The organism is Arthrobacter sp. CAN_C5 (assembly GCF_017875735.1).
Classification (GTDB): Bacteria; Actinomycetota; Actinomycetes; order Actinomycetales; family Micrococcaceae; genus Arthrobacter_D.
Genome location: NZ_JAGGMZ010000001.1, coordinates 1428830 through 1442277 on the forward strand (window position 1 = coordinate 1428830; position 13448 = coordinate 1442277).

Annotated in this window: 11 protein-coding genes, 2 tRNA genes and 1 pseudogene; 3 read left to right on the forward strand and 11 right to left on the reverse strand. The window is 64.7% G+C overall.

Annotated elements, in window-relative coordinates; all coding sequences use genetic code 11:
* The first annotated feature begins 82 nt into the window (after positions 1-82).
* A complete protein-coding gene (locus H4V95_RS06770) occupies positions 83-868 on the forward strand; it encodes a hypothetical protein (RefSeq protein ID WP_196865830.1) in 786 nt (261 codons plus the stop codon).
* 10 nt (positions 869-878) lie between these two features.
* Here H4V95_RS06770 and H4V95_RS06775 read toward each other — a convergent pair whose 3' ends face one another.
* Positions 879-1796: an oxidoreductase gene (locus tag H4V95_RS06775; RefSeq protein ID WP_196865831.1), complete on the reverse strand. Its 918-nt coding sequence runs from the start codon at positions 1794-1796 to the stop codon at positions 879-881.
* Between the two features lie 103 nt (positions 1797-1899).
* Between H4V95_RS06775 and H4V95_RS06780 the strand changes: the two genes are divergently transcribed.
* Positions 1900-2703 (forward strand): transglutaminase family protein, encoded by an 804-nt coding sequence (locus H4V95_RS06780; protein WP_196865832.1) that lies wholly within the window; start codon positions 1900-1902, stop codon positions 2701-2703.
* Here H4V95_RS06780 and H4V95_RS06785 read toward each other — a convergent pair.
* The 8 genes and pseudogenes from H4V95_RS06785 to bcp form a co-directional block, all read right to left on the reverse strand.
* Positions 2697-3200, reverse strand: a complete 504-nt coding sequence (locus H4V95_RS06785) for a MarR family winged helix-turn-helix transcriptional regulator (RefSeq protein WP_312883961.1) — start codon at positions 3198-3200, stop codon at positions 2697-2699. The genes H4V95_RS06780 and H4V95_RS06785 overlap by 7 nt on opposite strands.
* A gap of 22 nt (positions 3201-3222) precedes the next feature.
* Positions 3223-3483, reverse strand: a pseudogene (locus H4V95_RS06790) (5,10-methylene tetrahydromethanopterin reductase); the annotation flags it as partial.
* A 174-nt stretch (positions 3484-3657) separates the two neighbouring features.
* Positions 3658-6819: an efflux RND transporter permease subunit gene (locus tag H4V95_RS06795; protein WP_245345603.1), complete on the reverse strand. Its 3162-nt coding sequence runs from the start codon at positions 6817-6819 to the stop codon at positions 3658-3660.
* 47 nt (positions 6820-6866) lie between these two features.
* Positions 6867-8363, reverse strand: coding sequence for a malate:quinone oxidoreductase (locus H4V95_RS06800; protein ID WP_281064520.1), 1497 nt, complete (start codon positions 8361-8363; stop codon positions 6867-6869).
* 96 nt (positions 8364-8459) lie between these two features.
* Positions 8460-10184, reverse strand: coding sequence for an ABC transporter substrate-binding protein (locus H4V95_RS06805; protein ID WP_209729509.1), 1725 nt, complete (start codon positions 10182-10184; stop codon positions 8460-8462).
* Positions 10185-10378: 194 nt separating this feature from the next.
* Complete coding sequence (locus H4V95_RS06810) at positions 10379-11083, reverse strand: fasciclin domain-containing protein (protein ID WP_196865835.1); 705 nt, start codon at positions 11081-11083, stop codon at positions 10379-10381.
* A 333-nt stretch (positions 11084-11416) separates the two neighbouring features.
* Positions 11417-11498 (reverse strand) — tRNA-Leu (locus H4V95_RS06815).
* 56 nt (positions 11499-11554) lie between these two features.
* Positions 11555-12025 (reverse strand): thioredoxin-dependent thiol peroxidase, encoded by a 471-nt coding sequence (gene bcp, locus H4V95_RS06820; protein WP_196865836.1) that lies wholly within the window; start codon positions 12023-12025, stop codon positions 11555-11557.
* 176 nt (positions 12026-12201) lie between these two features.
* On the opposite strand from bcp, the gene H4V95_RS06825 reads away from it, so the two are divergent.
* On the forward strand, positions 12202-12717 hold the full coding sequence (locus tag H4V95_RS06825) for a MarR family winged helix-turn-helix transcriptional regulator (protein WP_196865837.1): 516 nt from the start codon (positions 12202-12204) through the stop codon (positions 12715-12717).
* Positions 12718-12743: 26 nt separating this feature from the next.
* Here H4V95_RS06825 and H4V95_RS06830 read toward each other — a convergent pair whose 3' ends face one another.
* On the reverse strand, positions 12744-13172 hold the full coding sequence (locus H4V95_RS06830; RefSeq protein WP_209729511.1) for a hypothetical protein: 429 nt from the start codon (positions 13170-13172) through the stop codon (positions 12744-12746).
* Positions 13173-13290: 118 nt separating this feature from the next.
* Positions 13291-13366: transfer RNA gene (locus H4V95_RS06835), tRNA-Lys, on the reverse strand.
* Positions 13367-13448 lie beyond the last annotated feature (82 nt).

Sequence of the window (13448 nt, forward strand, 5' to 3'; positions counted from 1 at the left end):
GGGTGGGGTGCCTCACCCAAGTGGGACAACTGAGTAGACTCGGACCACAGGCCCTGACCTCCGACACCAAAGGACACCACAGATGAGTCGATCACGGTCAACCACGCGGGTTGTGTCAGCGGGTGCATTGCTGTTGGCCGCCTCGCTGACGGTCTCCGGCTGCACCGGTGTCGAGATCGGGGACCGGCCCGTGCAGTCCGCGGCGCCGTCGTCGGACGCCAGCTCTGCCGCCCCGGAAGCGACCACTATGCAGGAGCCGGCGCCCACGGTCGCCGCCCGTCCCGCGCCCGACGACGACTGGCAGGTTTTCACCGACCCGGCAGCCCTCGTGAGCTTCGAACTACCGCCGGACTGGACCGTCGAGCCAATCGAGGATCCCGGTGACGGTTTTGAGCCTGAATCGATCCACTTCGCCGTCGAGAACGCCGACGGCGAATCGATGGCGGAGCTGCACACGGGAATCACCCCGGTGGAGCAGGACTGCGACCCGGACAACGCCAGTCCCTACACGGTAATCCTCAGCCAGCCGGTGGACTTGCCGTCCACCGCCGAGTCCGAGCAGTCCATCGACCCGCGGCTGGTGGTCCGGCTGATCGAGGGCTACCGGTTCTTCAGCTCGTACGGGGTAACCGACGTGGTGGGAGGCGCCGACGGTGCAGCCTGCGAGTTGTACAACACCCTCCAGGGCCCCGAGCACGTTGGGCTCTACTCCTTCGGGGACGCTATCTCCTTCACGGCGTTGACGCCCGAACAGGTGGGATCCCGGACGGCGTCGTTCGACACCATCGCGGACGCCGAGGAGTTCTTCGACTCCGACCAGTTCGGGGCGGTGCGCCGGATGGTTGCGTCTCTGCAGGTGGCCCGGTAGCGCCGGGTTCTCAGGCCGCCGGCAGACGGGGGAACGTGACGCCGGTCATCGCGGCGCTCACCTCCCACAGCCTGCCCCCCACCTCGGGGTCAAGCACCTTGGGTTCCGGCGCCACGAGGACAGCGTTGCCCCTGGTTTCCCCGGGCCCATCCGGTCCCGAGTAGTCGCCGCCGCTGGCCAGTGGAGCGGTGGCTGCCCGGAGAATCGGCAACGCACCAGCAACGTCGGACTGACCGAACAGCTTGAAGAAACCGCCCAGCACATCGAGCACCGGTGTGGTTCCCATGCCGGCGGTGAGGTTGGTGTTGGAGAGGCCGGGATGCGCGGCGACCGCCAGCAGTTGCTCCCCGGTTGCCCTTACCCGGCGGTCCAGCTCCATGGTGAAGTACAGGTTGGCGATCTTGCTCTGGCTGTAGGCTGTCCACCGGCGATACCTGATGGTCGAGTTCAAATCGTCGAAATTGATGGCGCCGCGCTTGTGGGCGAGGCTGGAGACCGACACCACCCGCGGCGACTCGGCCGCCCGCAACCGCTCCAGCAGGAGCCCGGTGAGGGCAAAGTGACCCAGGTGGTTGATACCGAGTTGCTGCTCAAAGCCATCCTCGGTGACGGCCCGTGGTGTCGCCATCACTCCGGCGTTGTTGATCAGCAGATCCAGAGGCTCGGTCCAGTCCTCGGCGAAGCGGCGCACCGAGGCCAGCGATGCCAGGTCAAGGATTCTCAGTTCGGCGGCCGCCCCGGGAACCCGGGAGCGTAGCGTCTCCAGTGCCAGCGAACCACGGGACTCGCTGCGGCAGGCCAGGGTGACCCGGGCGCCACGGCGGGCCAGGGCGATGGCGGTCTGCAGGCCGAGGCCACTGTTGGCTCCAGTGATCACCACCGTGCGACCGTCGAGGTCGTGGGTCTGGAGCTGGGGAGTGGAATTCACTAAGGGGCCTTCCTTGTTCTACGGTGGTGATAGCTTTCAGCATAGAGTCCGTATCCGGCCTTCCCATGCACTGGCATCCCCACCCTTGATCAGGAGTACCCTCATGCAGCGATCCGTGACTGCCCGTTTGACCGCCCAGACCCGCTCGGCGTCCTCCCTTGTCTTCGCCCTGGCTGCGGTCCGCAACGAGGGGTACACCAGCTTTGAGGAGGACCTGTCGATCACGGTCAATGACCAGTTGGTCATCCCCGGGGAGCTTGCGGACATTCATGGGGGCCGCCTGCACACCCTCACAGTGGAGGGCGAGGCGAATATCGTGCTGGAGTACCGTTTGGCGGTCACGGGGTTGGCCACACCCGAGGAGGTCTCGGAAGCTGACCTGATTCGCTATGTCCGCCCCAGCCGCTACTGCGAGTCTGACCGGTTGCTGCCGACGTCGTACGCCGAGTTCGGATCCCTGAGCGGCACCGACCTGCTGGAGGCCGTGCGGCAATGGGTGGGCAAGGAACTGGCGTACGTCTCCGGCTCCTCACGTCCCACCGACGGCGCAGTGGAAACGCTGCTGGGCCGGCGCGGCGTGTGCCGCGACTACGCTCACCTGGTGATCTCCCTGCTGCGCGCAAAGGACGTCCCAGCGCGCCTGGCCGCCGTGTACGCACCGGGGCTCAGTCCCATGGATTTCCACGCCGTGGCGGAAGCGTGGGTGGACGGTGCGTGGCACGTGGTGGACGCGACCGGTCTGGCGCCTCGCGAATCGCTGCTGCGCATCGCCACCGGCCGGGACGCCTCGGACACGGCGTTCCTCTCCACAGTCGGCGGAAGCCTTCAACTCTCCTCGATGGAAGTGACCGCTGTGGTGGATTCCCTTCCGGTCGATCAGCCGGAGAAGCTCGTCCGGCTTCAGTAGTCGGCGCGCTCCGGATCGTCGACACCGTCGCGGATCCGCCGGGTCAGGGTCAGTAGCTGTTCCAGCTCCTCGGTCGCCAGAACCGGGCCGAGGAGCGAATAAATCACCCTGACATGAGCCGCACCGATTTCGCGCTGCAGTTCCCTGCCCGAATCCGTCAAACCCACCATCACACCGCGCTGGTCATCGGGTGCCGGTTTCCGCTGGATCAGGCCCTTGGCCTCGAGCCGCTCCGCCATGCGGCTGAGGCTGGGCTGGGAGATGAGCAGATGGCGGTTGAGTTCGTTGAGCCGGGTCCAACCGGTGGGGCAGCGGCTGAGGTTGAACAGTACGTCATACTCACCGATGGCCAGCTTCTTGAACGACGGATCATTGCGAAGCCTCCGCATCACGGCGACCTGGGCCCGGAACAGCGACTCCCAGGCTTCGGCCGTCAGCCGGATGGCAGGTCCGGGTGTCTCGGGCACTGTGGTTTCGGGAACTGTTGCTTCGGGCACTGTGCTTTCCGTCCCGGTTGACTCAGGCACTGTGGGCCTCCGACAGCGACTGGAGCCGGTTCTGGAAGGTCGGAGGGGCGGGGATGTTCCCGGGGGTGCGCTGGGCGAACTCCTGGCGAAGGACGGGGAGCACCTCTGAACCCAGCAGGTCCAGTTGCTCCAGCACGGTTTTCAGCGGCAGCCCGGCGTGGTCCACCAGGAACAGCTGTCGCTGGTAGTCGACGAAGAACTCCCTGAACGTGAGGGTCTTTTCGATGACTTCCTGGGGACTGCCGGTGGTCACCATCGCCTTGATTCGCTCGAGCTCGGCGGGTGCCGTCCCAGTCGTGGGGTCGAGAGTCACATCTCCAACCGAGAAAATACCGATCTGCATGGTTCCTCCTCCAAGTAGATGCATGTGCATCTACTATACCGTCAACCGGGGTATCCAACCGTTTGTTCCCTCACCCGTGCCTGGTTACTGGGGGAGTGCGTGCCGCCCGGTCCGGGGAGGCTCGCTGGGCTGCTCGGGCCGCCGCGAGTGCTCGCGCGCCTCCCGACGCCCTTCCACCAGCCGGTAGATTACCGGGACCAGGATCAGCGTCAGCGCCGTTGACGAGACCAGACCGCCCACCACCACCACGGCCAGGGGCTGCGAAATGAACCCGCCCTCACCGGTGAAGCCGAGCGCCATCGGGGTCAGCGCGAAGATCGTTGCCAACGCGGTCATCAGGATCGGGCGGAGCCGTTGCCGGGCTCCCTGGATGATCGCTTCCTCAACCCCCAGGCCGGGGGAGCCGTCGTGCGGGCGCCGGTACTGATTGATGAGGTCGATCAGCACGACGGCGTTGGTCACCACGATCCCCACCAGCATCAGCATGCCCACCAGGGACGGCAGGCCCAGCGGAATCTGGGTGATCACGAGCAGTGCGATGGCCCCGGTGGCGGCGAACGGCACCGAGACCAGCAGGATCAGCGGCTGGATCAGAGATTTGAAGGTAGCGACCATGATCACGTACACGATGGCGACAGCTGCCCAGAGCGCCAGGAACAGCTGGGCGAAGGACTCCGCCTGCTCGGCTGATGCGCCACCCAGGGTTGCGGTGGTCCCGGCGGGTAGTTCCACGCCGTCCAGCCGCTCGGTGACGGCCGTGGTGAGGGCCCCGAGGTTCTGTTCCGACGGTGTAATGGATACCTGGGCCGTCCGTTCGCCGTTGGCGCTGGTGATGGACAGCGGCACCTCGACCTCGACGGCGGAAGCCACCGAGGTGAGCGGGATTGGCCCCGCGGGGGTGGGCAAGACCAGATCCTGCAGCTGTTCAAGGCTGGTCACCTCGGTACCCTCGCCGATGAGAACCGGGTAGTCGGTGGTTTCCAGGCGTACCTGACCGCCGGGAATCGGGCTGATGCTCCCGCCCAGCAGTCCCGCGATCTGTCCCTCGCTGAGGCCGGCGGCGACTGCCTCAGCCCGGTCGACGCTGATCTGTACCTGCGGCTGTGCTGCGGCCAGGTTGCTGGTGACGTCCCGGGCGCCGTCGAGACCCTGCATGGCAGCCAGCACGGCGTCGCTGGCGGCCTGCAGCTCATCGGGCCCTGGAGCGGTGATGTCCACGTCAATCGTGCTGGAGGTGCCCAGGCCCCCCTGCTGTGCGGACAGGGCGAAGTCGCCGACGCCGGTCAGCGACTCCAGTTCCTCCCTGATGTCGTTCTGCAGCTGCTCCTGGTCGGCGTCCTCGGCGGTGATTACCGTGAAGGACGCCACCGAGGTGCCTCCGGACAGCCGGGCGGCGAAGCCGCTGGAGGCGTTGCCGACGGTCACCTGCACCTGTTCCACCCCGGGGAAGCCGGCCAGTACTTCCTCGGTCTGGCTAGCCGCTGCCACGGTGGTGTCGAGACTGGACCCCGGTTCGAGGGTCTGGTTGATGCTGAAGCTGTTCTGCCCGGTGTTTCCGAGCAGGTTGGTCTGCAGGAGGGGGATCATCGCGGCCGTGCCGGCCAGGACCAGCACTCCTGCCGAGAGCGTCCACACCGGGTGCCGCTGGGTGGTACCGAGGATCGGCAGATAGCCGCGCTGCAGCCAGGATTTGCGCTCCGCCTCGTGGGCGTCCTCCCGGACCTGGTCGGAGTCCACTCCGGGGGCCGCAGCGGGCAGGAACCAGTACGCCAGCACCGGCACAATGGTCAGCGAAACCGCCAGCGAGGCCAGCAGCGCGATCGTCGTGGTGAGTGCGAACGGCCTGAAGAGTTCACCGGCGAGGTCGCCGACAAACGCAATCGGCGCGAACACCGCGACCGTGATCAGCGTCGATGCGGTGATGGCCCCGGCGACCTCCCGCACCGCGGTCAGGATGGCCTCGCGTTTATCCTCGCCGTAGCTGAGGTGCCGTTTGATGTTCTCGATGACGACGATCGAGTCGTCCACCACCCGGCCAATGGCGATGGTCAGCGCGCCCAGGGTCAGAATGTTCAGGGAGTATCCGGTCACCCAAAGACCGATGAACGTGATCAAGAGGGACAGGGGAATGCTGATCGCAGTCACCAGGGTGGACCGCACTGACAGGAGGAACACCAGGATGACGACGACGGCGAAACCGAGACCGAGGATCCCCTCGGTGGTGAGGTCGCTGATCGAGCGTTCGATGAAGGGGGCCTGGTCGAAGATCACGGTGATCTCGGCGTTGTTCCCCAGCTCTGCCTCCAGCTGCGGCAGCAGTTCCTCCACGAGGTTGGAGATGGCGACGGTGTCGCCGTCGGGAATCTTCGTGACGGTCAGGGCCAGGGTCTCGGTGCCGTTGGTGCGGGTGACGCTGGTGACGCTGGTGGCGTCGTCGTCGGCGACGGCTACCTCAGCGACCGAGCCGATGGTCGGTGGGGTCTGGCCCGCTTCGGGGGTCCCGCCGTCGGGCAGGAGGGGGAGAGCACGGATGTCATCCAGCGAGGCAATCGGGCTGCCGGCCTGGATGGTGAGGGAACGGTCGCCGTCCTCGAGGGTGCCGACCGGGATGAGGTCGCCGTTGTTCTCGAGCGCCGTGGTGATGTCGGCGACCGTGAGGTCGTTGGCGGCGAGGTCTCGCTGGTCGGGCAGGATCGAGATGTACTGGTTGGCACCGCCACTGACTTCCGCCGCCCGGACGCCCTCCAGCTGTTGTAGCCGGGGCACGGTGAGCCGGGTGAGGTCACCGTTAAGTTCGCTGAGCGGTGAGTCGGATGAGACTGCCATGAAGACGATCGGCAGGTCGGCGATGCTGCCGGCCAGCGATTGTGGGGTGACGTCCTCGGGCAGCAGCGGGCTGACCGTGGAGATTGCCCGGTCCACCTGGCCGCGGGCGCGGTCAAGGTCGGTCCCGTAGGCGAACATCAGGTTGATGGTCGACACCCCGGTCCGGGAGGTGGCCGACGACGATTCCAGTCCCTCCACACCGCTCAGAGCAGTCTCGAGCGGTTCGCTGACCTGGCGGTCGAGGTACTCCGGTGAGGCCCCCGGTACCGACGACAGGACGGTGATCTGCGGGAACTCGAGCGACGGTATGAGTTCCTGTTTGAGGGAGCCCATCGTGATCACACCGAACACCGAGGCCAGGATGGTGATCAGTGCAATCAGCGCACGGTTTCGCAGGGAGAGCTGAGCCAGACGGAACATGTGCCGTGCCTTCTACTGTTGCCGGCCGGTCAGGGCCCAGGCGGGGGTTACTGGAGCTTCAACACCCGGTCGGTGCGGGCCAGGATGTCTGCGGCGAGGGAGCTGTTCTCGTTGAGCTTCGCGCCGTAGCCGGGGACCATGTCCTTGAGCTTCGGTTCCCAGGCAGGCAGCTGCGCGGGGAAGCACCGCTTGAGGATTTCGAGCATGATCGGCGCCGCCGTCGAAGCCCCTGGGGAGGCCCCGAGCAGTGCGCCGACCGAACCGTCAGCCGCGGTGATGACCTCGGTGCCGAACTGCAGCACCCCGCCCTTGCCGGGTGCCTTCTTGATGATCTGCACGCGCTGCCCCGCCGTGATCAGGTCCCACTGGTCGCCGTCGGCGTCGGGAATGAACTCATTGAGGTAGGTGTTCTTCGCATCGCGGTTCTTCAGTACCTCGGAGATCAGGTACTTGGTCAGCGGCACGTTGTCCTTGGCGACCGCCAGCATGGGTACCAGGTTTGAGGACCGGATGGAACCCGGCAGATCGAAGAACGACCCGCGCTTGAGGAACTTGGTGGAGAATCCGGCGTAGGGGCCGAACAACAGGGACCGCTCACCGTTGACGTACCGGGTGTCCAGGTGCGGCACGGACATGGGGGGTGCGCCGACCGACGCCTGTCCGTACACCTTGGCGTTGTGCTGATTCACGATTTCGGGGTTGCCACACTTGAGGAACTGACCGGAGACGGGGAAGCCAGCGAAGCCCTTGCCCTCGGGGATGCCGGTCCGCTGCAGCAGGTGGAGGGCGCCGCCACCGGCGCCAATGAACACGAAGCGGGCGTTGACAGTCCGTGCCTGGCCGGTGGCCCGGTTGCGGACCTTGACTTCCCAGCGGCCGTGGGAGCCACGGGACAGGTCGGCGACGTCGTGGTTGTAGTTCAGGTCGACACCATTGGCGTCCAGGTAGCTGGTGAGTCCTCGGGTGAGGGAGCCGAAATCGACATCGGTTCCGCCAGCCACCCGTGAGGCGGCAACAGGCTGGCCTTCAGCCCGTCCGCTCATCAGCAGCGGAGCCCAGTCCGCGATGGCTGACGGGTCCTCGGCGTGCTCAATCGTTTCGAAGAGGGGCTGGGACCGCAGGGCTTCGTAGCGTTTGCGCAGGTAGGAAGTGTTCTTTTCGCCCCAGACAAAGCTCATGTGGGGCACGGGGTTGATGAATCCGGAAGGATCGCCCAGATGCCCGCTCTCCACCATGTGCGCCCAGAACTGCCGGGACACCTGGAACTGCTCGTTGATGGCGACAGCCTTGGCGGGGTCAACGGTACCGTCGGGGCCGGCAGGGGTGTAGTTCAGCTCGCACAGGGCCGCATGCCCGGTTCCCGCGTTGTTCCATGGGTCGGAGCTTTCAAGGCCGGCACGGTCGAGGCGCTCGAACAGGGAAATGCTCCAGTCGGGCTGGAGTTGTTTGAGGAATGCGCCCAGCGTGGCGCTCATGATCCCTCCGCCGATCAGGACGACGTCGGTGTTCTCTGCGGGCAATCCCGCCGGGCTCTTAGCAGTCAACTTCATCTCCAGTGGCAAGGGCGCTTAGCTTTGAAGCGTAGCGTCTGGTGGGTTCCTTGGGTAATTGGCACCGCCGGCAGGACGGGGTAGCGGTCATCAGGTGCTCCCTGCGGGTTCCAGGTCGACGTCGGCCAGATCGATCAGGTTGAACGCCTCGTTCATCACGGGGCTGACCGGGTAGCTGGCGACCCGTTCCGACACTGCCAGGACCGAGATGGGGAAAGCCAGTGGGACAGCGGGCAAGCGGCGGGCGATCTGATCGCTGATGTCCTGGTAGGCGGCCACCCGGTCCTCCCCGTTGGGCAGGGTGCGGGCCCGGTCGATCTTGCTGAACAGCTGGTTGTCCTCGAAGGCGAACTCGTTGGGGGCAGCCCCGAACAGCTGGCCGACAAAGTTGTCGGGGTCCTGGTAGGTTCCGCTCCAGCCCAGCAGATGGAAAGCGCGGTCGTCGTCGTTCTGCACTGTCTTGACGTACCCGTCGGCCCAGGCGGTGGGGACCGGATCGATGGTGAAACCGGCGTCCTCCAGCTGTTCCTGCAGGACAGCGAAGACGCCCTCGGGTGCAGGAAGGTAGGGCCGCGACACATCGGTGGGGTAGTGGAAGGGCAGTGGCTCGCCGTCGTAGCCTGACTCTTCGAGCAGTTCCCGGGCCAGTTCGACGTCGTAGTCGTAGGTGGTGATCTCGTCGTTAGTGACAGCCAGCTTGGGCGGCGTGAACTGGTCGGCGGGCGCGGTGCCGTCCAGGAACAGGCCGTCGATGACGGCCGGCTTGTCGATGGCGTGCGCAACTGCCTGGCGGAACAGGAGGCTGTCGACGCCGGGGAAGTCCTGGTTCATGCCGAGGTACAGGATGGAGTAGGGGTCGCGTTGCAGCAGTTGCTGACCCTCCCGGGCCAGGTCTCCGGCGTTGTCGACAGTGACAAAGTCGTAGCCGTCGATCTGCCCGGTGTTCAGCGCCTCGAGCCGATCATCGGCCAGGGGGAGTGTGGTGAACACCACCGTGCCGATCTCGCCGCGGGCACCCCAGTACCCCCTGAAGGAGGTGAGGCGGACCTCACCCTCTTCCCAGCTTTCGAAGGTGTAGGGCCCGGTGCCCACCGGGTTCAGTGCATACTGCGACATGGCAGTCCCGTTGAATTGCTCGGACAGGTCGTCGGCGGAGAGTTCCTCCAGCGCCTTGGGCGAGGACATCGCGAAGGACGGCATGGCCAGGGCCGGGATGAACCCGGTGAGCCGACTGTTCAGCGAAATGAGGACCTCGTATTCGCCGAGCGGCTGGCATGACGAGTAGATGGATAGCTCAGGCTGGTCGGAATAGGCGTTGAACACCGAGCCGAAGGTGATGGTGCTGTCGAAGATCCGGGTCTCCGCTGGCAATGAATACCACCGTTCGAAGTTGGCACAGACCGCTTCGGCGTTGAACGGCTCACCGTCGTGGAACGTGACATCCTCCCGGAGGCTGAACGCATGGGCCCGGCCGTCGTCCCGCTCGTCCCAGGAGGTGGCGAGGAGGGGGACGGGTTCCGACGTGAGCGGGTCGATGCCGACCAGGCCTTCCAGTACCTGCCGGGTGACCCGGTAGGACTCGGTATCGGCTACCAGTGCCGGGTCCAGGCCGGTCGGGTCGGCGGCGGTGCCGAAGGTGAAGACTGCTTCGGGATCCTCGGCGGGGACCGTGGCTGGGGGAGTGGTGGTGGGCGAGCTGGTCGGCGATGGCAATGGGGTCGCCCCGGTGCACCCGGCGAGGGTGAGGGACAGAACCAGCGCAACTGCGGCGCGGACCGGGCGGGCCCGTCGGGCGGGTTGGCCAGCAGCGGTCATTGCCGTCGTCTCCTCACGCCGTAGCCGCACACGGCGGAAAGTTGATTAGGTTCCTCAGTCTAGGTGATGTTCCTGGGCCATCCGGTCCCGGGTCGCCACGACGAAAGGCTGGGACCCTGAGCACCGTCACGGTGTTCAGGATCCCAGCCTATTTCGCCCTGAAGCGAGGTAGAGGATTCGCCCCAGGGAGTCGATTACTCGCTAGGAGGCATCAGAACGGTGTCAACCATGTACACGGTTGCGTTCTGGGTCATGACTCCACCACAGACCACTGCTGATCCGTCTTCCCCGACAGTGATTTCGTCGCCCATGCCCTCAACGGTCAGTTCTGCACCGTTGACGGTCGTGTGGGTTCCGGCGACCTCATCCGGGGACAGCTGGCCGGGAACCACGTGGTAGGTCAGGATGCCGCTGAGGAGGTCAGCGTCGGTTCCGAGGGTTTCGAGGGTGGCTTCGTCGATCTTGGCGAAGGCATCGTCGGTCGGAGCGAAGACGGTGAACTCGTCACCGTTCAGGGTGTCAACGAGGTCAACGTCCGGGTTCAGTTCACCGGAGACTGCCGCGGTGAGCGTGGTGAGGATCGGGTTGTTTGAGGCAGCGGTTGCTACGGGGTCCAGGGCCATGCCGGCAACTGAGCCGTCGCCTTCTGGGACCTGCTCGGCGTAGCCCTCGCAGCCTGGGCCAACCAGGTTGGCGGCTGGGTCCATGTCCTCGCCCATTTCCTCTTCCATTGCCGACTCAGTTGCTTCGGGAGCGGCTTCGGTGGTGGTCATTTCCTCGCTGGTCATCTCACCGGTGGACTCGGATGCGGTGTCGCCGCCGCCGCATGCTGCGAGGCCGAACATGGCCACAGCAGCAACACCGAGGATGGAGAGCTTACGGCTCTTGATATTTCCCATTGGATTTTCTCCTTCATTGGTGTGACCGGGCGAACTTTGCCGATCAGCTAACTAACTTGTCGAACACATCCTGTCGATGTCTCATAGGTACTTCGCTCGTGTTCGAACGGAGGATGGGTGGCAATTCCTGAAATCTTCAGATTGGTCGCAGATCAGCGTGAATCCGCGGATTTAGTGGGTCAAATGTGACCTACAACGCACCCGCGGGGACCCCTATCCGGGTAACGAAATGGTCACGTCGATGCTGTTAAACAACAACACCCCCAGCCGAAGCTGGGGGTGTTGTCTATCCCGCGACTCATATGTAGTTCATGTCGCGACCCATAACAAAGGTGCGCAAGAAGGGACTTGAACCCTCACGTCCGAAGACACTGGATCCTAAATCCAGCGCGTCTGCCAATTCCGCCACTCGCGCGTTCGACGTTCAGGACAGCCGGGCTGCCAAAACGTCAGCCTCCAGTGTACGCGAATCTATTCGACGCCCAGGTCCTTGCGGAGTTTGGCCACATGTCCTGTCGCCCGGACGTTGTACTGGGCCAACTGCACCAGACCATCGGGCCCGACGACGACGGTTGAGCGGATCAGCCCCTCATAGACCTTCCCGTAGTTCTTTTTCTCTCCCCAGGCACCCCACGCCTCGGCTACCGCGTGGTCTTCATCGGACAACAGCGGGAAGGTGAGCTCTTCGGCGTCGGCGAAGTTGCGGAGTTTGGATACGCCGTCGGGGGAAATCCCCAGTACCGTGTAGCCTGCCCCCGCAAGGGAGGCGAGGTTGTCCCGGAAATCGCAGGCCTGGGTGGTGCAGCCGGGTGTTGACGCCGCCGGGTAGAAGTACACCACTACGCTCGCATCGGCGTAATCCTTCAGGGAGACGGTGGAACCGTCAACGGAGGGCAGAGTGAACCCCGGTGCAGTGTCGCCTGACAATAGTCGTTCAGCCATTTTCGGTATTCCTTCAGCTATTCATTTCAGTTGCCGTGCACGCGGTTGCGCTGACACTTTTTCCAAATCGGTAGCTATCATAAGCAAATAGGGTCGTTACGTTCGAAACTACACCCCGTCAGCGGGACCAAGATCAACGCTATGCTGCTGCATGGCGAGAGGAAGTGCTTTCTTTTATGTCGGACCTGGAGCAATGGCCCACCGGTCGGCTGCTGACAACCGCGGCTCGCCTGGTTGAACATGCCTGGAATGAACGACTGGTAACGCTGGGCGTAACCCATGCCGGTGTGATCGCGCTGGGCGTCCTCGCCACACAGGGACCGATGACGCAAGCATCGCTCGCGCAGATCGTCAGGGTCCAGGCACAAACGATGGGCAAAACTTTGTCCCGGCTCGAGACGAGGGGCCACGTCTCACGTACGCGAAATGATCTGGACCGTCGCAGCCATATGGTTTCCATAACGGATGCTGGCCGCAGTGTCCTGGTTCAGGCAAAGGATATTGAACGCACGCTGGTGACAGGTGAGGGGCTGGTCTCGGACGAGCTGCGCGACCACCTGCAGGGCCTGATCCGTGAGCTGGGCGCACCCCGCTGGAACACCAGCCTCCCGGTGGCTCCCAACCCCGACGGCTCACTCCCCACCGTCGGTTTGTCCGACGGGCCGAACGTCGTGGTTGCGGGCGAGTTGTAGGGCAGCTTCACCACACCAGATCCAGCTCACCACACCAGGTCCAGGTCGCTGTGCGCTGCGTACGACAGGCGATCCGGATCATCAAGGACGTCGACGGGCCGGTCTCCGCCGAGATAGCCGTTCGGCGAGCAGAACCATTGCAGCAGGTGCCTGTCCTTCCATCCTCCAGCGAGGCCGATCGCGGCCACCCTCGCAACCATGGGACGGGCCTGACCAGTGACGGGATCGAACTGGAATCCCGGATAGAGGACGCGACCTGCACGGGTGACCACCCCGAGGATCTGCCGTTTCGCTGCAAGGCACCCCGCAGGAGGGGAGCCCGGGCCAACCAACTGGTCTACCTCGGACCCGGTCAGCATTCCGAATTCGGAGGCAATCGACGCCCAGCGACCGCGGGCCACCCTCCGACTGATCTCACCGGTTCGTAGGTCCCGCAAGACAGGGATGCCCTCCATGCGGCAAACGTACTGCGATTTACGGTTCCCGGGAAGGGCCGGAAGCAACTGCAACCAAACCGGTACCGGGGCAAAAAAACCGCCTGACCGATCATGCGACGGTCAGGCGGTTTTTGTTTGGTGCACCCCCCGGGACTTGAACCCGGAACCCTCTGATTAAGAGTCAGATGCTCTGCCAATTGAGCTAGAGGTGCGTGTTGTTTTCGGCCCATCGGGCCAACCGCAACAGCATGAGACTCTACCAGCACCTTTGCGGAAACCTGAAATTGGACCTGC

Excerpts from the sequence above, each read along its gene's own strand:
- bcp (WP_196865836.1), bottom strand. The coding sequence starts at position 12,025 with ATGGCTGAACGACTATTGTCAGGCGACACTGCACCGGGGTTCACTCTG.
- H4V95_RS06825 (WP_196865837.1), top strand. The coding sequence starts at position 12,202 with ATGTCGGACCTGGAGCAATGGCCCACCGGTCGGCTGCTGACAACCGCG.
- H4V95_RS06780 (WP_196865832.1), top strand. The coding sequence starts at position 1,900 with ATGCAGCGATCCGTGACTGCCCGTTTGACCGCCCAGACCCGCTCGGCG.
- H4V95_RS06795 (WP_245345603.1), bottom strand. The coding sequence starts at position 6,819 with ATGTTCCGTCTGGCTCAGCTCTCCCTGCGAAACCGTGCGCTGATTGCA.
- H4V95_RS06805 (WP_209729509.1), bottom strand. The coding sequence starts at position 10,184 with ATGACCGCTGCTGGCCAACCCGCCCGACGGGCCCGCCCGGTCCGCGCC.
- H4V95_RS06810 (WP_196865835.1), bottom strand. The coding sequence starts at position 11,083 with ATGGGAAATATCAAGAGCCGTAAGCTCTCCATCCTCGGTGTTGCTGCT.
- H4V95_RS06770 (WP_196865830.1), top strand. The coding sequence starts at position 83 with ATGAGTCGATCACGGTCAACCACGCGGGTTGTGTCAGCGGGTGCATTG.
- H4V95_RS06830 (WP_209729511.1), bottom strand. The coding sequence starts at position 13,172 with ATGGAGGGCATCCCTGTCTTGCGGGACCTACGAACCGGTGAGATCAGT.